An 18,956-nucleotide genomic window follows, 5' to 3' on the forward strand; every position below is an offset into this window, starting at 1 on the left:
GAGAGCATGCGTGTATTGGTGGTCGAGGACGAACCCCTCCTGGCGGAAGCCGTCCGCGATGGTCTGCGTCTGGAAGCGATCGCCGCCGACATTGCCGGGGACGGCGACACCGCTCTGCAACTGTTGAGCATCAACGCCTACGACATCGCCGTCCTCGACCGCGACATCCCCGGGCCCTCCGGTGACGAGATCGCCGAGCGCATCGTCGCCTCCGGCAGCGGCACGCCGATCCTGATGCTCACCGCAGCCGACCGGCTCGACGACAAGGCCTCCGGGTTCGGGCTCGGCGCCGACGACTACCTTACCAAGCCCTTCGACCTCCAAGAGCTCGTCCTGCGCCTGCGAGCACTCGACCGCAGGCGCGCCAACCACAGACCACCCGTGCGGGAGATCGCGAGCCTGCGGCTGGATCCGTTCCGCCGTGAGGTCCTTCGCGACGGCCGCTATGTCGTGCTCACCCGGAAACAGTTCGCGGTCCTCGAAGTCCTCGTCGCTGCCGAGGGCGGTGTCATCAGCGCCGAAGAGCTGCTGGAACGTGCGTGGGATGAGAACGCCGACCCGTTCACCAACGCCGTGCGTATCACCGTCTCGGCGCTGCGCAAACGGCTCGGTGAACCCTGGATCATCGCCACCGTGGCCGGTGTCGGCTACCGCATCGACACCGAACACGACGGAGGCGACCATGGATAGGGCCCCTGGGATGAGTGTCCGCCTCAAACTCACCCTCAGCTACGCCGGGTTCCTCATGTTCGCCGGCGCCCTACTGCTCGCCGCCGTGTGGCTGTTCCTGCTGCGCTACGTCCCCGACCGGATGAAGATCATCCCCGGAAGCACGGACACGATGACTGATGGGGTGTTTCCCATCCAGTCCAACCTCCTGCGTGCGTTCGCTCCGGCGGCGGCCGCGGTGCTGGCATTGCTGCTGGTGTTCGGTCTCGTCGGCGGGTGGCTTCTCGCCGGCCGGATGCTCAAGCCCCTGGCGCGTATCACCGAAGCCACCCGGGCAGCCACCAATGGATCACTCTCGCACCGGATCCGGCTACCGGGCCGCAAAGATGAATTCCGTGAACTCGCCGACACTTTCGACACCATGCTCGAACGGCTCGACGCACACGTCGCCGAACAGCGGAGATTCGCGGCCAACGCTTCGCACGAACTGCGCACTCCGCTGGCGATCACACAGACCCTGCTCGACGTCGCCCGCAACGACCCCCACCGCGACACCGGTGAACTGCTCGACCGGCTGTACGCCGTCAACACCCGAGCGATCGAGCTCACCGAAGCACTGCTGCTGCTCAGCCGCGCAGACCAACGATCCTTCACCTCAGAACCCGTCGACCTGTCCCTCTTCGCCGAGGACGCCACCGAAACGCTCCTGCCCCTCGCCGAAGAACGCGGCGTCACCCTCGAGACCTCCGGCGACGTCGCCCCGACCACCGGCTCACCCGCGCTGCTGCTGCAGATGACGACGAACCTGGTGCACAACGCGATCGTGCACAACCTGCCAGAACAGGGCACCGTGTGGGTCACCACCAGTGTTCGCCCCGACACCGTGGTGCTCACCGTCGAAAGCACTGGCGCGACGCTCTCCCCACAAATGGTGTCCACCCTCATCGAGCCGTTTCAACGCGGTACCGAACGCATCCACACCAGCCACTCGGGTCTCGGCCTCGGCCTGGCGATCGTCAACAGCATCACCCGGGCGCACGACGGAACCCTCACCCTCACGCCCCGAACCGACGGTGGGCTCCGGGTCACGGTGCAATTACCCGCCCGGTTATGAAACGCCTGGCGAATCCTCCTGCAGGACAGTCATTCCAGGCGCGGTCGCTTGTTCTCCGCGCCGGTCCTTGAACAGGATGAGGAACAACACCATCACCACACCGGCGATGGCGGCGGGAACGATCCAAATCTGGGTCCAGTCGTGGCCGTCGGCGGTGGCGAAGCGGTCGACGATGGGGCCGGCCGCGAGCGAGCCGATCAGAATGCCCACGCCGTACGTGGCCAGGGTGATCATCCCCTGGGCCGCGCTGCGGACTCGTTCTCCCGCGAACTTGTCGGTGTAGATCTGTCCGGCGACGAAGAAGAAGTCGTAGCAGATCCCGTGCAGGACGATGCCGAGCAGGAGCAGCCAGAACAGGCTGCCCGAGTCGCCGAAGGCGAAGAAGGCGTACCGCAACGCCCAGGCGGCCATCCCGATGGCCAGTGTGATTTTCACGCCGAGCCGCATCAGCAGGAACGGCAACAGCAGTAGAAACAGCACCTCGGACACCTGCCCGAGCGACTGCACCGCGGCCGCGGACCGGACCCCTTCCTCGTTGAGGAAGAGGTTGGTGAAGTTGTAGTAGAAGGCGAGGGGAATGCAGATCGCGATCGAGGAGAGGAAGAACACCAGGTAAGAACGGTGTTTGAGCAGAGCGATCGCATCGAGCCCGAGGATGTCGCGGATGGTGACCTTCTCGCCGCGCCGAGTCGGTGGGGTGGCGGGCAGCACGAAAAAGCTGAACAGGCCGAGGATCAGCGAGGCGACGGCGGCCATCCTGAAGGTCTGGGTGAGCTGCCCCTGCTGTTCCCAGCTCAACCAGCCGATGATCACCCCGGCGACGATCCATCCGATGGAGCCGAGCACCCGCACCGCAGGGAACTGCTTCTCCGGATTGCCCATCTGCCGGAACGACACGGAGTTCACCAGGGCCAGCGTCGGCATGTACACGATCATGTAGGCGAGGATCACGGGGAAGAACGCCCCGAAGGTCGACATCGTCGACGCCCAGAACAGCAGCGCGGCGCCGACGAAATGCAATATGCCCAGCAGCTTCTGGGCAGAGAAGAACTGATCGGCGATGAGCCCGATGATGAACGGTGCCGCGATGGCGCCCAGCGACTGGGTCAGATACGCCAGGCTGATCTGGCTCCCGGAGGCGGAAAGGGTTGTCGCGAGGAAGGTGCCCATGGTGACGAACCAGGCGCCCCATACGAAGAACTCGAGGAACATCATCGTGGAGAGCTTCAGGCGTGTCGACATATCGATCGTCTGCCCGGCCCGCCCGGTCTGCGCCGGCATAGGTGTATGCCTCTTTCTCAAGCCACGATCAGGGGCCGCAGGGTGCGGTGCGCGACACGCAATCCGGTCTCGATGCGCTCCTCGGTGCCGCCCCACACCGGGTCCTCGTGCTCGACGGACAGCACGCCGTCGAAACCGCCCTCGTAGAGGACGTCGACCAGGCGCGGCCAGTCAACCTGGCCGAGGCCGGGCACCCGGTAGCGCCACCAGCCGACGTCCCACGGGTCCTCCCGGACCACGGCCTTGCCCGGCCAGCCGTACCGGTTGCGCTTCTCCGGGAACAGCTGCACGTCCTTGGCCTGCGCGTGCGGGATCCGGTCCACGTAGGGCGTGACGGCTTCGACCGGGTCGATTCCCATCCACACCAGGTGCGACGGGTCGAAGTTCAGATACAGCCCCAGCGAGAACATCCATTCCCACAGCTCCGGCGAGTAGGCGAGATTTCCTGGATAGCCGTCGGGATGCCAGCCCTCCATCACGCAGTTCTCGATGATCAGTTTGACGCCGTTCTCCCCGGCCCGATCCACCAGCGGCGCGAACACTTCCTCAGCGGCGCGCAGGTTCTCGGCGACCGTCTCACCGGGGTGGCGACCGACGAAAGTCCCCACCGTTGGGCACCCGAGCAGGGCGGCGGCGTCGATCAGGGCGGCGATGTGGTCGTTGACGGCCTTGCGTTCCGCAGGGTCGGGGTGCAGGTTGTTGTCGTAGTAGGCCAGGGAGGACAACGCCAGCCCGTGGCGGTCGAACAGCGCGCTGACGTCGTCGGCCTCGCGTTGCCCGAATTCGTCGACCTTCAGGTGGGTGGCGGTGAACGGACGTGCGCCAAGGTCGGGCCAGGCAGCGACCTCCAAGGCCTCGAAGCCGTTCCCCGCGGCCCACGCCGCGATGTCGGCCAGTGAGCGGTCGGGCAGGCAGGCGGTCAGGAATCCGAGTTTCATGAGGGCACCTCCACCCAGGTCGACGATTCGGACGAGGCGATCACGGCGTCCACCAGCACGGCTGCCCGCAGGCCGTCGGCGAACGTGGGCAGCCCGTCGGGAGTGGATCCGCCGATCGCGGCATAGGTGTCCGCGACGAAGGCGTTGAAGCAATCCTGGTAGCCCTGCGGGTGCCCCGCAGGGAGCAGCGAGTAGCGCGCCGCCGCCGCGGACGCCGCGGGCGACCCGCGGTGCAGCGCGAGATTTCCGTCCAGACTGCCAACCGACAGGGTCTCGGGGGATTCCTGGTCGAAGCCGTATGCGGCGTCGGCACCGTCGAGGGAGAACCGCAAGGCGTTGCGCTGCCCGATCGCGGTCTGGCTGACCAGCATTGAGCCGGACGCCCCGGCATCGGTGCAGAACAGCACGGTGGTCGTCGTTCCCTCGCCGGCGGTGCGGGCCAGCAGCCGGGTTATCCGATGTCCGGTCGTGAATTCGACCAGATCGCACCAGTGCACCCCGATGTCGGCGAACGCCCGGTACGCTCCGCCTTCCGCGGCGTCCCCGCGCCAGCCGGCGGGAGCACCGCCGGCCTGCCAGTCCTGCAGATAGGCGCCGTGCAGCAGGTGCAGGGGCCCGGCCTCCCCGGCGGCGATGCGGGCGCGGGCCTCGCGCACCGCCGGGTAGAACCGGTAGACGAACGGGACCGTCGCCACCCGGCCGCCGGCCGCGGCACCTAGCGAACGTGCATCGGAAAGGGTTGTTGCCAGGGGCTTTTCGCACACCACCGGCTTGCCGGCGGCGAGCGCCCGGTGTGCCAACGGCGCGTGCAACGTGTTGGGTGTGCAGATGTGCACCACATCGACGTCGTCGGCGTCGATCAGTTCCTCACCGGTGCCGGCCGGCGCCGCGGCACCCAGCCGCTCTGCGGCCGCGGCCGAACGCTCCGCCGTTGACGCCGCGACCCGCGTCACCACCGCACCGGCGGCCCGCACGGCGTTGGCGTGCACCGCGCCGATGAACCCGGCCCCAATGATCCCCGCTCGCAGCTGAGCCGCCATCCAGCACCACTTCTTTCGCCCAGAGCTCGTGGCCGTCGTTACCCGCTGAGATTAACTTGCGATCGCAACGAGAGCGTCCGATTCGCGTCGATCGAGTGCGTTGGCCGCCGTCCGGGCCCGCCTGGCATATGGAGTGCTATTCTTTAGTGCACTATGGAATCGCGAACTAGGGAACAGGGTGCGGTTGGTCGGGACGAACTGGGTAGGCAGCTGTCCTTCGCGCTGTACGGCGCGGCCAACCGTATGGTCCGCCTGCACAAGCCTTTTCTGGAACCGCTGGGTCTGACGTTCCCGCAGTATCTGGCGATGCTGGCCCTGCTCGACGGTGCGCCGCAGACCGTCGGTGCGCTCGGCGCCCGCCTGGACATGGACGCCGGCACCATCACCCCGTTGGTGAAACGCCTGGAAGCCGCGGGAATGGTCACCCGGGTGCGCGATCGCGCCGACGAGCGGCGGGTGCTGGTCGACCTGACAGACCGGGGTCGTGCACTGGAAAAAGAGGTGCGCGGTGTCAACGCCAAAATCAAATCCGCCTGCCAACTGACCTGGGACGCCATCGATGAGCTACGGCGCACCCTCGATGAGCTCGCTCACCCCTCGGCCGACTGATCGCTACCCGACCAACTTCTCAGATGGAGCATTCATGACGAAAGCTATTGCGGACATTCAATTCCCGAGCCGCGTCGGTGTCTGGTGGAACAGCGAATCCTGGCCCATCCGCGACGCACAGGACATCGCCCGCGAAATTGAGGCACTGGGTTTCGGCTCACTGTTCATGCCCGAAGGCGGCGGTAAAGACGCGCTCGTCGAGTCTGCGGCCTTCCTGGCCGCCACCGATCGACTCGTCGTCGGCACCGGCATCGCCAACATCCACTTCCGGATACCCACCCCCGCCGAAACCGGTGCCCGCACCCTCGCGGCACTGCATCCCGGACGGTTCGTTCTCGGCCTCGGCGTCAGCCACGCACCCTTCGTGGAAGAGAACATGAAGGGTTCCTACCGCAAGCCGCTGGCCACGATGCGCACCTATCTGGAGCGGATGAACGCGGTGCCCGCGGAGATCGAAACAGGTGCCCGCCCCGCCCGGGTGCTGGCAGCCCTGGGCCCGAAGATGATCGAACTGTCCGCCGAACTCGCCGACGGGGCCCACCCCTACTGTGTTACGCCGGAACACACCGCGACGGCTCGGGCCATCCTCGGCCCCGACAAGTGGTTGATACCGGAGCAGGTGGTGGCCATCGGCGGCGATGCCGAGGACCAACTCCGGCGGGCCCGCACCTACGTCGGGTTCCACCTGGAACTGCAGAACTACCGAAACTCACTGTTGCGCCAGGGTTTCGACGAGTCCGACCTCGAGGCCGGAGGGTCCGACCGGCTCACCCGGGCGCTGATCGGCATGGGAAGCGCCGAACAGGCCGCCACCGCCCTCACCGCACACCTCGACGCCGGCGCCGACCACGTCGTCGTCCAGATCCTCGGCGACGGAGCCGGCGCGGACCCGCGGCCGGCGCTACGTGAACTCGCCGCAGTGCTGCAGCTGTGAAGACCACATGACACGTTGGCGGGCAGAGACTTTCGGTGGCGGCGGCAGGCTGCCTTGCAGTCCGTGGTGTGAGGCGTAGCGTCTATACGATGGCGGTGCAGGAAAACTCCAGCGATCTGGGTTCGTTTTTGCGAGCTCAACGGGCGCGTATCGCCCCGCAGGATGTTGGTTTGCCGGCCACGCCGGGCCGGCGGGTCGCGGGATTGCGGCGTGAAGAGGTCGCGGTGCTGTCCGGGGTGAGCGCGGATTACTACGCCCGGTTGGAACAGGGACGTGAGCGCAGCCCGTCGGCGCCGGTGTTGGATTCGGTCTGTGAGGCGTTGCGGATGTCGCCGGATGCGCGTGATCATGCGTTTCGGCTGGCGCAGTTGGCCCCACGGGTGGGTAGGGACACCGAGGTGATCAGCCCGGAGCTGCTGCAGACGATGGACGCGTTCCGGCACACCGCAGCGTATGTGAAGAATGCTGCTTTTCGCGTGCTGATCGCCAATCCTATTGCGGCGGCGATGATCGCACCGTTGCAGCGGCGCAATAGCTCTGTGCTGGCGGCGATCTTCGTGGATCCGGCCGCGCGGGAATATTACGTGAATTGGGATGAGGTGGCTCGCGCGGCGGTCAGTGCGCTGAGGTTGTCGGAAGGCTTCGTCCCGGCCATCCCCGAGGTCGAGGAGTTGGTGCAGCGGCTCTACCGGCGCAGCGAAGATTTCCGGGGTCTCTGGGATGACCAGCGGGTGGCCGGGTTGTCGGCGACCCACAAGACGATCCGCCACCCCGACGTGGGTGTCCTCGAGTTGAGCTTTCAGACCTTCGACGTCAACAACGCGCCCGGCCAGCAGTTGACGGTGGCCACGGCGGCGCCGGGTTCGGCGAGTGCTGACGCCTTGAACCTGTTGGGGTCGTTGGGCGCGACGCGCCGTCAGGAGCACGCCCGGTAGCCGCGTAGCTGATCCTAGGTGTGGCGCACCCAGGAAGTGCGGCCCTTCTTCATCCGCTCCGTGCGGCGTTGACTGGTGGCCACCCCCGTCGTCGCGCCATACGCCAGCACAGGAGAACCCGCATGCTCGACCACGTATTTCTGACCGTCCGTGACCCGAAGGTGTCGATCGCGTTCTACGCCGCCGCCCTGGCCCCTCTGGGCATCACGACCCGACTGGACTACGACGGTAATGACGGCCCGCCGGGACACCCCGACCTCTACGGATTGGGTGACACCGACACCGGGCGGATGATCTTCTGGCTGCGCCAAGGCGCTGCCGACGGCGGTGCCGCGCACGTCGGGTTCGTCGCCGACAGCCAGGCCGAAGTGGACGCCGCCTACGCGGCGGCGATCGCCGCCGGCGGCAGTGACAACGGCGCGCCCGGTGCCCGGTTGCACTACGACCCGCGCTACTACGCCGCCAACGTGCTCGACCCCGACGGCTACAGCCTGGAGTTCGTCTACAAGAGCTGGCAGCACCGACCATGACCGCTGTATTGCTCTATGGCGCAACGGGTTATACCGGCATCATGGTCGCCGAGCACGCCACCAAGCTGGGTCTGCGGCCGGTGCTGGCCGGCCGCAGCGTCGACGCGCTGCGCGGGCTGGCGGCGCGACTGGACTGCCCGTACGTGGTGTTCGATGTCGACGATCGGGCCGCGGCCGAGGCCGCACTGTCAGGCATGACGGTGCTGCTGAACTGCGCGGGGCCCTACCTGCGGACGGCGCGACCGCTGATGCAGGCGGCGATCGCTACCGGTGTGCACTATCTTGACATAGCTGCCGAACTGGACAGCTACCGGCTGGCGGAGGGTTACAACGCCGCGGCCACTGAGGCGGGCGTGATGCTGTTGCCGGGTAGCGGGGGCAGCGTCGCCATGCTGGGTTGTCTGGCCGGCCACACCGCCGACCGGGTCCCTGATCCGCAGCGGGTCCGGGTGGCCTTGCACGTAGCGGGATCGATGTCGCGAGGCTCGGCGATCAGCGCCGGTGAGAACCTCACCACGGACACCCTGCACCGGGTGCACGGGTCTCTGGTGGCCCGTGACCCGGCAGCGGTCGAGTTGTTCGACTTCGGGTTCGGCGCAGTGCCGTGCTCACCTGTCACGCTGCCGGATCTGGTCACCCTCTGGCGATCCACCGGGATCGGGAACATCGACACCTACGTGTACGCCTCCGGGGACGCCTTTCCCGGTGCTGACGTAGCCGGCCTGCCGGACGGCCCCAGTGCGCAGCAGCGGGATATCGACCGCTATCACGCCGTCGCCGAGGTCACCGGAGGCGGTCAGGTGGCGCGTTCGGTCCTCGACACCGTCAACGGTTACACCTTCACCTCATCGGCAGCCGCCCACGCCGCCGGCCGAGTCCTCGACGGTCAACACAGGCCGGGATTCCGCACGCCCGCCGAGGTTTTCGGCATCGGATTCGCCGAGACGATCGCCGACACCCGCATCACCGACCTTGAAGGGAATGGCGCCCATGAACGCGGCACAGCGCTTCTTCGCTGACCTCGACCACGGTGACATCGAGGCGGCATTGGCCGCGTGGCCGGCGACGCCGCATTTACCCGAACCGACCGCAAGGAAACGATGATGGCGAAGACGATGGCAGGCAACGCAACTCAAGGGACCGGGTCCGGTGCAGGGATGCGCCGGGTGCAGTTCACCCGGCTGGGGGGACCGGAAGTCCTCGAGTTGATACCGCTGGACCTGGGGCCGCTGGCGGCCGGGCAGGTGCGGGTGAAGATCCACACGATCGGCCTGAACCGGTTCGAGGCGCTGTTTCGTCGCGATCAGTACGTGCTCTCGCCGGCGCTGCCCTCGGGGCTGGGCGTCGAGGCGGTCGGCACGGTCACCGATACCGGCAGCGGAGTGGCCGCGTACGCGGTCGGGGACCGGGTGGCTGTCCTGCCGATCCAGTCCCCAGTGGTCGGTACTGGCACCTACGCCACCCATGCCGACGTTCCCGTGGAGGCACTCGTGCACGTCTCCGCCGATGCCTCCGACGAGGAGGAAGCCGCCACCTGGATGGCCGGCATGCAGGCCTACACCCTGGCCACCAAAGTGCCGATCGGCCCAGGGGACACCGTGATCGTCACCGCGGGCACGTCTTCGGTGGGGACCGCCCTGATTCAGATCGCCCACGACTTCGGCGCCTCCGTCATCGCCACCACCCGCACCGCCGGACGCAAACCCGAACTGCTGTCCTTGGGTGCCGATTTCGCGATCGCGACCGACGAAGAAGACCTCCCAGCGCAGGTTGCCTCGTTCACCGGCGGACGCGGCGCCACCGTGGTCTACGACACCGTGGGCGGGGCGCTGCTGCCCGCGCTGGTCGCGGCCACCGCCCCGTTCGGTCACGTGCTCGCCTACGGCGCACAGACCTCACCCGACATCCGCGCCGCCCGCGTGGACCTGCCGCTCGTCGCGCTGGACCGCAAATCGGTGTCATTCGTCGACCTGTTCGAAATGGTCGAATTCCCCGACCGTCTCGCTGCCGCCAAGCAGTACATCGCCGACGCCCGCGCCCGCGGCGCGCTCACCATCAACATCGACCGCGTGCTGGCCTTGGATGACGTCGCCGAAGCCCACCGCATCCTCGAAACCGGGCGTCTGGCGGGGAAAGTCATCCTCCGCGTCACCTGAACCGCACCGCGGCTCATCGACCGGTGCGAAGTTCCCAAGGCGGCATGCCGAGGAGACCCGCGAGGTGCCGCTGCATCTGCACACCGGACGGCAGCGGGCGCCACCATATGGTCACCTCGGCGATCTTGCCGTCCGCGTCGAGCAGGATGTAGTCCATCCCGTTGACCACGGTGTCGGCGATCTGCAGCCGGAAGTACGCGGCGTGGTGTGTCGGGCCGCTGAGGATTTCGGAGTAGGTGAGGTCGGTCGCCACCGTGCCGACCGCCCGGATGGCTTGCAGGACTGCCTCGCGGCCGGTGAGCGGCTCATCGCCGAGCGGGCCATACAGCACCACGTCCTCGGCGAGGATGGCCGAAAGGGCGTCTTTGTCTGCGCCGCCGTGCATGGCATCGACGAACAATTCCACGGTGTCGCGGTGCGCGGCGAATGTGGTCACTCAGATCACCGTCGTTCCGCCGTCGACCACCAGCTCCTGGCCGTTGACGTAGCTGGAGTCGTCCGAGGCGAGAAACAACGCGGCCGACGCGATCTCCTCGGGGCGGCCCGATTCCCGCCGCGGGATCACCGACTCGAACTGCGCCTTGGTCTCGTCGTCCATCACCTGCTCCAGAGCCGGCGTGGCGACCTGGCCGGGGGTCAGCACGTTCACCCGGATCTTGCGATCCCGCAACTCCGCGACCCACACCCGGGCGTAGGCGGACAACACGGCCTTGCTGCCCGCGTACACACTCCAATTCGGGTAGCCCCGCAGCGATGCGTTGGACCCGGTCATCAAGATCGAGCCGCCATCGTTGAACAGCGGCAACGCCTTCTGGACCGTGAACAGCGTGCCGCGCGCGTTCAGCCAGAACGCGTCATGGAAGTCCTCCTCGGTGATCTCGCCGAGCCGGCTCTGCCTGCCCACCCCGGCACTCGCCCACAACACGTCGATCGCGCCCTTCTCCCGCTTGACCGTGTCGAACAGACGGTCCAGATCCTCCAGCTCGGCCGAATCACCCTGCACGCCGGTCACATTCCGTCCGATCAGTTCGACGGCCTGGTCCAGCGCGTCCTTCCGTCGGCCCGAGATGAAGACGTGAGCCCCTTCGTCAACGAACAACTTGGCGCCGGCCAGCGCCATCCCGCTGGTCGCACCGGTGATCACCGCGACCTTGCCATCAAGCTTTCCCACGATCACTCCATTCATTCGACAGTGCCGATGTTATGTACACCGATCTGTGTGGTTAACGTATCGGACAGTCACCGGAGAGGCAAGCTATGTACACCGACTCGTACCAAACTGGGCTACGCTGGCCGTATGACGGAGTTGGAGAAGGGGCCGAGGGGCCTGCGCCGCGGCCGGGGCGCACGCGAACGCATCCTCGGCGCTTCACGACAGCTGTTCCGTGATCAAGGCATCAACAGCACCGGCCTGGACCAGCTCTGCGCGACGGCCCAGGTGTCCAAGCGCACGTTTTACCAGCACTTCACCGGCAAGGACGAGCTGATCGCCGAACACCTACGCCGATTCGATCCCGACATCCTGCCCGAGGTGTTCGACCGCACCGACCTCACACCTCGCGAACGGCTGCTCGCCGCCTTCGACATTCATGCGCCGCTGTGCCCGTTCATCGCGGCGGCTGTCGAAATCCACGATCCGGGCCACCCGGCGCGCGTCCACGCCCGCGACTACAAGTTGGCCTTCGCCGCGCGGTTCACCGAAACCGCGCGCGAGGCCGGCGCCACCGACCCCGAGCAGCTCGGCGAACAGTTGGCGCTGCTCCTGGATGGCGCTTCGGCCCGCAACCGAGTCCTCGATGCCGACACCTTCGCCATCGCCGCCGCCATCGCAGTCGTCCTCATCGACAACGCGATCCCCACGGCACGCTGCACCTGACGTCCGTGTCAGTACAACTAGACATCGTCCATGCCAGTTCGTAGCCTGGCCGGGACCATAGATCGCCGGGCCAGGATCGGTCCTCGCAGCGAAGGATCGTGAGAATCCGTATGACCTGGGTGCGCCATACACTGCGGCGAGCAGTGTGCGGCGCGGCGGTTGCGGTCCTAGTGCCGGGGATGTCGATGGGTGCGGTGCTGGCTGACCCTGCGGCCGACGCACTGTCCAGGCTCAACGAGCTATCCCGCCAGGCGGTGCAGAGTCGCGAGGCCGTCACCACCGTCCAACGCGATGTCGACGCCAGGGTGGCCGCCCAGACGACGGCCGAAGACCGTCACCGTACCGACCTGGAAGCCCTTGCGGTCGCGAACTCGGAGCTTGAGCCGTACCAGGCCGCGGCCAATCGACTGGCGGCGATGACCTATATGAGTGGCCGCGAAGGCCAGGAGTCGGCGGTGCTGACCGCGGCCTCGCCGCAACAACTGATCGACAAGTTGTCGTTGCAGCAGGTCGTTGCCGCCGAGACGGCCGATCAGATGAAGGGCTTTCTGTCGACGCGTGAGCGCGCGGCCGCCGCCGCCGCGACCTCCGAGAAATCGGCCGCCGCCGCTCGCGCCGCGGCCGAGCAGGCCTCCGCGGTGCGCGCCGATCTGCAGGCCAAACTGAAGGAACTGCTGCGCCAGATCGCCGAGGCGGAGGCCCAGTACGCGAGGCTGACACCGCAACAGCAGGCGGCGGTCGACACCGCGGCGCCTCGCGCCGCTGCCGGGGCGGATATCCCGGAGTCGTTGCCCGTCGGCGTCGCGAACGAGGCCGGGTTGCAGCCCAACACCATCGTGGCCGCCAGGGCCGTCAGCGCACAGTTTCCCCAGATCGCCGATATCGACGGGGTTCGGCCGGACTCGAAGCCGTGGCATCCCAGCGGGCTGGCAATCGACATCATGATTCCCGACCCGGAAAGCTCGGAGGGCATCGCGCTCGGCAACGAGATTCTCGCGTTCGCGATGAGCAATGCGGCCCGGTTCGGGCTGCAGGATGTGATCTGGCGGGGCACGTACTACACGCCGGCGGGTCCGCAGGCATCGGGCTACGGCCACTTCGACCACGTGCACATCACCACGACGCCACGCGACTGACCGCCGAGTCGCACGCAGCGTTCTCGTGAACATAATGTGCGCAACCTGGCGGTGACGTCCCAGCGACAGGACGATGGAGCTGACATCGTCGAGTGAGAGGCCGGAGCGTGGTTTCACCGCAGGTTGCCGAGCGCATTCGCAAGCCGCACTGGTCCCTGGCCCGGACGTGGCTGTTGCAACCGGGGGTCCCGGGCGGCGGCGAAGCGTTCGACGCCGCGGTCTCCGGTAGCGCCGACGCCGTTGTCCTCGATATCGAGGACGGACTGCCGGATGCGCTGAAAACTGCCGGCCGCCAATCGGTGGCGCAGTGGCTGACCGCCGATGGGCACGGGTGGGTCCGGATCAACTGCGTGAGTGCGCGGGGGTGGTCGGCGGATCTGGAGGCGCTGGCCGAAGTTCCCGGGCTGGCCGGGGTGATGCTGGCCAAGACCGAGTCCGCCGATGACGTCGCCGAGACGATCGCGCGGCTACCTGCCGGGACACCACTGGTGGCGTTGATCGAGTCGGCACTCGGCATCGAGTCGGCGCTGGACATCGCACGGGCAGCGGGATGTTCGCGAATCGCTTTCGGGGTCGGGGACTTTCGCCGTGATACCGGGATGAGCGATGATCCTGCCGTGCTGGCTTATGCGAGGGCCAGACTGGTGATCGCGAGTCGGGCTGCGCGGCTGCCCGCCCCCATCGATGGACCGACACTGCGGACCTCGTCGAACCACTTGGCCCGCGAAACGGCAGTGGCCAAAGCCGCGGGGATGACCGGGCGGCTGTGCCTGGATGTCGCGCACGCCGAGACGATCAACAGTGTGCTGAGTCCGTCGCCGATGGAGATCGACGAGGCGCGTCGAACGCTGGTGCGTCTGGATGCCCCGGCCGGTCCTTACGACGGGAGTGTCGGGCCGACCCGGGCCCGCGCCGAAGCGGTCCTCGATCTCGCCGCCAAACTCGGCCTCGGCTGACCGCCGAGGGCAATCGCGTTAATACCGCTTGCAGCGGACATAGTGGCGGGGAGCGCCGTCACTCACGGGGACACCCGCTACCGAGCTACTGCGTGCGTCAGCATCTTCAGTTGCCGTGTTCGGCAGCAGCGCGCGCTGTTCTGCTGCATTTCGGCAATGAACTGTTGTGTTGTGGCCGGCACACTGGCACCACGCGAGGGCAACATCCGGCCACACGACCTGTTCGGATTCCCCGCAAGCAACCACACGCGGCAAAGGACCCATGAGGAGGCACCTCGATGATCGTGCCGACGCCGACGCCGACGGCGATCGAGCAGTTGCCGACGATCGCGGACTATCTATCGCACGACGCGTGGGACGCCGACGTGATCGCCGCCGCTGAGCGACTGTTTGACGCGCAGGCCGAACTTCTGGGCGACGGTGACGGCGGGATCATCGCACTGCGATACACCGACATCCGTGGGTTGGCGGAGAACGCACTCGTCGGAAGCGCGCCGGTGGACTTCCTGACCGGCCGGGCCGCGGAGCGGCTACGCCGGGCGGGACTGGATCCCGCCCCGGCGCTGGTCGAGAACCCCTTCACGGCATTCCTGCGCAATCAGATCTTCACGACCAACCCGCCGGCGCACAACCACCTCCGCCGGATCATCGCGCGACGGCTGATGCCGCGGGCTGTGCAACAGTTCCTTCCCGCGGCTCAGCGGGTCGCCAGCGAGGTTGTCGCCACTATGGGGGATGGTCGGTCCTGTGACTTTATCCGGGACGTCGCGGGACGCTACGTCACTCGATTTTGGACCGACCAGCTCGGCGTTCCTGACGAGGAGTCCGCGCTGATACAACGGTGCATGGAAGAGATGAACCGAATGTTTCTCTTCGCTCCGACTTCCGACGATGCCGAACGGGTTCGGTCGGCTTCCGACACCTACATGAAGGTGGTCGGCGAGGCGGTGACGCGAACATGGCGTACCGGCGAGAACGCGTTGTTGTCCGCGCTGGCAATCGACCTTGAGGCCGCCGATGATCCGGCTGCTCCGGAGGATCTGGGAAAACTGGTAGCTTCCAATTTCTTTGACGGCTTCCATACCGTCGGAGTCGCTTTGTCGAATGTCTTCTTCCACTTGCTGACGAACCCTGCCGCCTACCACAAGGTGCGTGCGGATGCGGCGCTGGTTCCGCAGGCATTCAGCGAGGGCATCCGCCTCGGCGCGCCGTTGACGATGACGACGCGTGTGACCCTCGATGTGCTCGACTACCACGGATTGGACATCCCGACCGGCACCCCGATCACCATGATCTGGGCGGCCGGCAACCGCGACCCTAGGGTCTTCGACGGTCCGGCCATCTACCAGCTGGAACGCCCCGTCCACACCAACACCACATTCGGCGGCGGTGCACACATCTGCCCGGGACGAACCGCGGCGCGAATGCTGAGCGAGGTTGCATTGGGTGTACTGACGTCGCCCGACATAGATGTCGAGCTCACCGCCGACACCTACCACTGGACACCAGGGAGTGCAATACGCCATCTCGAAGCCATGCCGGTGACGATTCATCGAAGCAACTCTGCATGACGAATGCGGAAACCGCCGTAGTCGTGGGTGCAGGTCAAGCAGGGTCTGAGCTGTCGATCTCGCTGCGGCAGAACGGTTTTACGGGCCGCATCGTGCTCATCGGGGATGAACAGCACATACCGTATCAACGACCGCCGTTGTCCAAAGCGGCGCTCAAAGGCGCGGCCACTGCACACGATGTCAGAGTGCGAAGCCCCGAGGCATACTCCGCAAGCGGCATAGAGCTGGCTCTCGGAAACCCGGTGTCTGACATCGATCTGGAGACCCGCAGCGTCGTACTCGAGAACGGAGCACAGTTGGGATACGCCAAACTGGCGTTCACCACGGGCGGGCGTCCCCGCGTCCTGGCGCTCGGGGACAATGCACTCGCGGCGTCGCTGTACGCGCTCGACGATGCGGCCGCAGTACGCGAACACCTTCTGCCCGGGCGTCGAATCGTGGTTGTAGGTGGCGGTTTCATCGGCTTGGAGGTCGCTGCGGTGGCCGCCAAAGCGGGTGCGGCCGTGACCGTTGTCGAAGCTGCGGACCGCATCATGGGGCGCACCAGTCCTCCGGTGATCTCAGACTTCTTCACGTCGGTACATCGCGCGCACGGGGTCGTCGTGCGCACCGGCGCCACGCTGTCCTCTGCCACACCCTCGCGGGACGGACGTGTGGAGGCCCGGCTCGGCGATGGCACGACGATCAACGCCGACCTGGTACTTGCCGGAATAGGGCAGATTCCCAACGACGAACTGGCCCGCGCCGCAGGACTCGAGGTCGCCGACGGCATTGTCGTCGACTCCCAGGCGCGGACCAACTGGCCCGACGTGGTTGCGGCAGGCGACTGCACACGACAATTCCACGGGTTGCTGCAGCGCCCGGTCCGGCTCGAATCCCAGCAGAATGCCACCGAGCAGGCGCGCATCGCGGCACGAACCCTGTGCGGCCTGAACACCGAAACTTTCAACGTTCCGACGTTCTGGTCCGATCAGTACGACCACCGTCTGCAGATGGTCGGCCTCCCGTTACCCGACGACGAGCAGGTAGTACGGGGGGATCCGGCTTCCGGCTCGTTCAGCGTGGTGTTCCTGCGCGACGGCAGCCTGGTTGCAGTCCACGCCGTGGGCCGGCCCCGCGATATCGTCGCGGGACGCAAACTGATCCCCGCGCGGACTCGTCTGGGATCACCACAGGACATCGCCGCCGGCCGGCCGCTGGTTGAGCTGGTCACCTAAAGCACAGAAAGGAGTTCCATGCCCACCGCGCGCTATATCGAATCCAACGGCGTCGAACACGCCATCGATGTGCCTGTCGGAGACAACCTCAAGCAGGCTGCTCTGGATAATCTGGTTCCCGGAATCATCGGCGACTGTGGGGGATACGCGACGTGCGGCACCTGCCACGGGTATATCGAGGATTCCTTCCTGTCGAGGCTGGCTCCCCCCACCGAGGACGAAGAGGTCATGCTGGAGGGGATGCTGGCCCCGGTCACGTCCAACAGTCGATTGACCTGCCAGCTCACCATGACCGCCGCTCTCGACGGCATTACCGTCCATTTCCCAGAGGAGCAGGGATGACCCACGCTGAAGACGCGATTGCCACCGCGCGCCGCGCGGTGGCCGACACCGGACGCCGCTTGATTCGCGAGCGCCTGGTCCAGGGAACAGCCGGAAACGTCAGTGTGCGCGTGGGTGACCTGGTGGCAATCTCCCCGTCCTCGACTCCGTATGAGTCGGTCGCTGACGAGGACATCTGCCTGGTGGACCTCGACGGCGGTATCGTCGAGGTGCGCGACGGCATACGCCCGTCGACAGAAACAGCTTTGCACACCCTGGTTTATCGTGAGACCGACGCTCAAGCTGTCGTCCATCACCATGGCCTGGACTCCGTGGCCGTGTCATGCACCGTCGACGAGTTACCGCCGCTGCATTACTACACGGTTCGGCTGGGCGGCGCTCCGCGCGTGGCCGCCTATCACCGCTTCGGTACCCCGGCGCTGGCCCGGGCAGTCGGAGATGCGCTGCGCGGGCGCACCGCAGCGTTGATGCAGAATCACGGCGCGGTGAGCTACGGGGACACTGTGGACGAAGCCTTCGAGCGGGCCGAATTGTTGGAATGGCTTTGCGCACTACATATTCGGGCGAACGCACACGGAAATCCGCGAGCCTTGTCGGATGAGGAGCTCGCTGAGGTGGCTGGAGCGCGCTATGAGGCGGCGCAGCAATGAGCACAAGGGTGGTCTGCATCGGTCCGCACATCCTGGACGTCGCCATCAGGCCGGTCACCGAAATCCCACCGGGGCAGGGCGGAGCGCTGCTGGAAGAGACCCGGATCTGTGCCGCGGGTACCGCGGCGGGCACCGCGGTCGACTTGGCCAAACTCGGCGCGGCGGTCAGCTCCATCGGCGCGGTCGGTGATGATGCCGCGGGACGCATGCTGGCAATGCTGATGGAAAGCCACGGGGTTGACGTCGGACGGCTTGCAGTCAAGAAGGGCCTAGCGACCTCGACCACGGTACTGCCGATCCGGCCCAACGGAGAGCGCCCGACGCTGCACCTTCCGGGCGCCACCGCCGCTCTGTCAGCCGACGACCTGGATTGGGCGCTGATCGATTCGGCGGCCTACGTTCACATCGGCGGGCCGGACGTGCTCGGTGAGTTCGGCACTGAGGTGGTTCCGAAGATCTTGGGTGCGGCGCGTTCCAATGGTGCGGTCACGACAGTTGACCTGCTGCGCACGGCGTTGCCCCCGCAGTTCGTCGACTCGCTGGCCGCCGCATGGCCGCTCGTGGACTACTTCTTACCCAACGACGATCAATTGCGAGCGCTGACGGGGATCGACGACTTGCCGAAAGCCGGCGAAGCAATGGTCGAGCGAGGGGTCGGGACCGTGGCAGTGACCACCGGTTCCAGCGGTTCATTGCTCATCAGCGCCGCAGGCACCGACAGAGTGCCCGCATTCACGTGTTCGGTGGTCGACACGACAGGTTGCGGCGACGCCTACACCGCGGGTTTCCTCATGGGCCTGCAGCGCGGCTGGGTGCCGAGTGTGGCGGCCAGGTTGGGCACAGCTTCGGCGGCACTGGTGGCAAGCGGTCTAGGGTCTGATGCGGGCATCGTCGATCTGGAGAGCACGCTTGACTTCTGGGCCGCGCGTGCCGGGGAAGTGGGTACCGCGCCGCCACGGTGATGGCCGGTCTTCGGGCGGCGACGACGAAGGGCTGGACGGC

At 66.7% G+C, this 18,956-nt stretch carries 21 protein-coding genes; 16 read left to right on the forward strand and 5 right to left on the reverse strand.

Annotation, left to right across the window (positions count from 1 at the left end):
* Positions 1 to 6 precede the first annotated feature (6 nt).
* A complete protein-coding gene (locus ACWDTP_RS01745) occupies positions 7 to 690 on the forward strand; it encodes a response regulator transcription factor (RefSeq protein ID WP_450015946.1) in 684 nt (227 codons plus the stop codon).
* Positions 683 to 1,783 (forward strand): sensor histidine kinase, encoded by a 1,101-nt coding sequence (locus ACWDTP_RS01750; RefSeq protein WP_450015948.1) that lies wholly within the window; start codon positions 683 to 685, stop codon positions 1,781 to 1,783. Before ACWDTP_RS01745 ends, ACWDTP_RS01750 begins: the two co-directional genes overlap by 8 nt.
* On the opposite strand, the gene ACWDTP_RS01755 is transcribed toward ACWDTP_RS01750, so the two are convergent.
* Genes ACWDTP_RS01755 through ACWDTP_RS01765 form a run of 3 tightly spaced genes read right to left on the reverse strand, consistent with a single transcriptional unit; the run spans position 1,778 to position 5,042 of the window.
* The gene (locus tag ACWDTP_RS01755) at positions 1,778 to 3,064 is read right to left on the reverse strand and encodes a nucleoside permease (protein WP_450015950.1); all 1,287 of its coding nucleotides are present in this window, start codon (positions 3,062 to 3,064) and stop codon (positions 1,778 to 1,780) included. The two genes, ACWDTP_RS01750 and ACWDTP_RS01755, sit on opposite strands and share 6 nt — an antisense overlap.
* 17 nt (positions 3,065 to 3,081) lie before the next feature.
* Positions 3,082 to 4,002, reverse strand: a complete 921-nt coding sequence (locus ACWDTP_RS01760; protein ID WP_450015952.1) for a sugar phosphate isomerase/epimerase family protein — start codon at positions 4,000 to 4,002, stop codon at positions 3,082 to 3,084.
* Positions 3,999 to 5,042 carry a Gfo/Idh/MocA family protein gene (locus ACWDTP_RS01765; protein ID WP_450015954.1) on the reverse strand — a complete coding sequence of 348 codons (1,044 nt, stop codon included), beginning with the start codon at positions 5,040 to 5,042 and terminating at the stop codon, positions 3,999 to 4,001. The genes ACWDTP_RS01760 and ACWDTP_RS01765 overlap by 4 nt, the downstream gene beginning before the upstream one ends.
* A 153-nt stretch (positions 5,043 to 5,195) precedes the next feature.
* Here ACWDTP_RS01765 and ACWDTP_RS01770 point away from each other — a divergent pair, with 153 nt between their 5' ends.
* The 6 genes from ACWDTP_RS01770 (at position 5,196) to ACWDTP_RS01795 (ending at position 10,206) form a co-directional block, all read left to right on the forward strand.
* The gene (locus ACWDTP_RS01770; protein ID WP_450015956.1) at positions 5,196 to 5,651 is read left to right on the forward strand and encodes a MarR family winged helix-turn-helix transcriptional regulator; all 456 of its coding nucleotides are present in this window, start codon (positions 5,196 to 5,198) and stop codon (positions 5,649 to 5,651) included.
* 34 nt (positions 5,652 to 5,685) lie between these two features.
* Positions 5,686 to 6,585 carry an LLM class F420-dependent oxidoreductase gene (locus ACWDTP_RS01775; RefSeq protein WP_450015958.1) on the forward strand — a complete coding sequence of 300 codons (900 nt, stop codon included), beginning with the start codon at positions 5,686 to 5,688 and terminating at the stop codon, positions 6,583 to 6,585.
* A gap of 35 nt (positions 6,586 to 6,620) precedes the next feature.
* Positions 6,621 to 7,520 (forward strand): helix-turn-helix transcriptional regulator, encoded by a 900-nt coding sequence (locus tag ACWDTP_RS01780; RefSeq protein ID WP_450015960.1) that lies wholly within the window; start codon positions 6,621 to 6,623, stop codon positions 7,518 to 7,520.
* A 122-nt stretch (positions 7,521 to 7,642) separates the two neighbouring features.
* Positions 7,643 to 8,050 carry a VOC family protein gene (locus ACWDTP_RS01785; RefSeq protein ID WP_450015962.1) on the forward strand — a complete coding sequence of 136 codons (408 nt, stop codon included), beginning with the start codon at positions 7,643 to 7,645 and terminating at the stop codon, positions 8,048 to 8,050.
* Entirely contained in the window at positions 8,047 to 9,069 is a 1,023-nt protein-coding gene (locus tag ACWDTP_RS01790; RefSeq protein WP_450015964.1) for a saccharopine dehydrogenase family protein, read from the forward strand. Before ACWDTP_RS01785 ends, ACWDTP_RS01790 begins: the two co-directional genes overlap by 4 nt.
* 84 nt (positions 9,070 to 9,153) lie before the next feature.
* Entirely contained in the window at positions 9,154 to 10,206 is a 1,053-nt protein-coding gene (locus ACWDTP_RS01795; protein ID WP_450015966.1) for a zinc-dependent alcohol dehydrogenase family protein, read from the forward strand.
* A 13-nt stretch (positions 10,207 to 10,219) separates the two neighbouring features.
* Here the strand turns inward: ACWDTP_RS01795 and ACWDTP_RS01800 are convergent, their stop codons facing one another.
* Both ACWDTP_RS01800 and ACWDTP_RS01805 read right to left on the reverse strand, forming a co-directional pair.
* The gene (locus ACWDTP_RS01800) at positions 10,220 to 10,642 is read right to left on the reverse strand and encodes a nuclear transport factor 2 family protein (protein WP_450015968.1); all 423 of its coding nucleotides are present in this window, start codon (positions 10,640 to 10,642) and stop codon (positions 10,220 to 10,222) included.
* A complete protein-coding gene (locus ACWDTP_RS01805; protein WP_450015970.1) occupies positions 10,643 to 11,377 on the reverse strand; it encodes an SDR family NAD(P)-dependent oxidoreductase in 735 nt (244 codons plus the stop codon). It abuts the gene before it with no gap.
* Between the two features lie 126 nt (positions 11,378 to 11,503).
* On the opposite strand from ACWDTP_RS01805, the gene ACWDTP_RS01810 reads away from it, so the two are divergent.
* From ACWDTP_RS01810 to ACWDTP_RS01845, 8 genes are all read left to right on the forward strand, one after another.
* The gene (locus ACWDTP_RS01810) at positions 11,504 to 12,082 is read left to right on the forward strand and encodes a TetR/AcrR family transcriptional regulator (RefSeq protein ID WP_450015972.1); all 579 of its coding nucleotides are present in this window, start codon (positions 11,504 to 11,506) and stop codon (positions 12,080 to 12,082) included.
* 110 nt (positions 12,083 to 12,192) lie between these two features.
* The gene (locus tag ACWDTP_RS01815; protein WP_450015974.1) at positions 12,193 to 13,218 is read left to right on the forward strand and encodes a coiled-coil domain-containing protein; all 1,026 of its coding nucleotides are present in this window, start codon (positions 12,193 to 12,195) and stop codon (positions 13,216 to 13,218) included.
* A 107-nt stretch (positions 13,219 to 13,325) separates the two neighbouring features.
* On the forward strand, positions 13,326 to 14,174 hold the full coding sequence (locus tag ACWDTP_RS01820; RefSeq protein ID WP_450015976.1) for an HpcH/HpaI aldolase/citrate lyase family protein: 849 nt from the start codon (positions 13,326 to 13,328) through the stop codon (positions 14,172 to 14,174).
* 278 nt (positions 14,175 to 14,452) lie between these two features.
* The gene (locus ACWDTP_RS01825) at positions 14,453 to 15,745 is read left to right on the forward strand and encodes a cytochrome P450 (RefSeq protein ID WP_450015978.1); all 1,293 of its coding nucleotides are present in this window, start codon (positions 14,453 to 14,455) and stop codon (positions 15,743 to 15,745) included.
* The gene (locus tag ACWDTP_RS01830) at positions 15,742 to 16,962 is read left to right on the forward strand and encodes an NAD(P)/FAD-dependent oxidoreductase (protein WP_450015980.1); all 1,221 of its coding nucleotides are present in this window, start codon (positions 15,742 to 15,744) and stop codon (positions 16,960 to 16,962) included. Before ACWDTP_RS01825 ends, ACWDTP_RS01830 begins: the two co-directional genes overlap by 4 nt.
* Before the next feature lie 18 nt (positions 16,963 to 16,980).
* Positions 16,981 to 17,304 carry a 2Fe-2S iron-sulfur cluster-binding protein gene (locus tag ACWDTP_RS01835; protein ID WP_450015982.1) on the forward strand — a complete coding sequence of 108 codons (324 nt, stop codon included), beginning with the start codon at positions 16,981 to 16,983 and terminating at the stop codon, positions 17,302 to 17,304.
* Positions 17,301 to 17,954 (forward strand): class II aldolase/adducin family protein, encoded by a 654-nt coding sequence (locus ACWDTP_RS01840; RefSeq protein ID WP_450015984.1) that lies wholly within the window; start codon positions 17,301 to 17,303, stop codon positions 17,952 to 17,954. Before ACWDTP_RS01835 ends, ACWDTP_RS01840 begins: the two co-directional genes overlap by 4 nt.
* Entirely contained in the window at positions 17,951 to 18,916 is a 966-nt protein-coding gene (locus tag ACWDTP_RS01845) for a carbohydrate kinase family protein (RefSeq protein WP_450015986.1), read from the forward strand. Before ACWDTP_RS01840 ends, ACWDTP_RS01845 begins: the two co-directional genes overlap by 4 nt.
* Positions 18,917 to 18,956: the final 40 nt, after the last annotated feature.

Source organism: Mycobacterium sp. NPDC003449 (genome assembly GCF_053588415.1).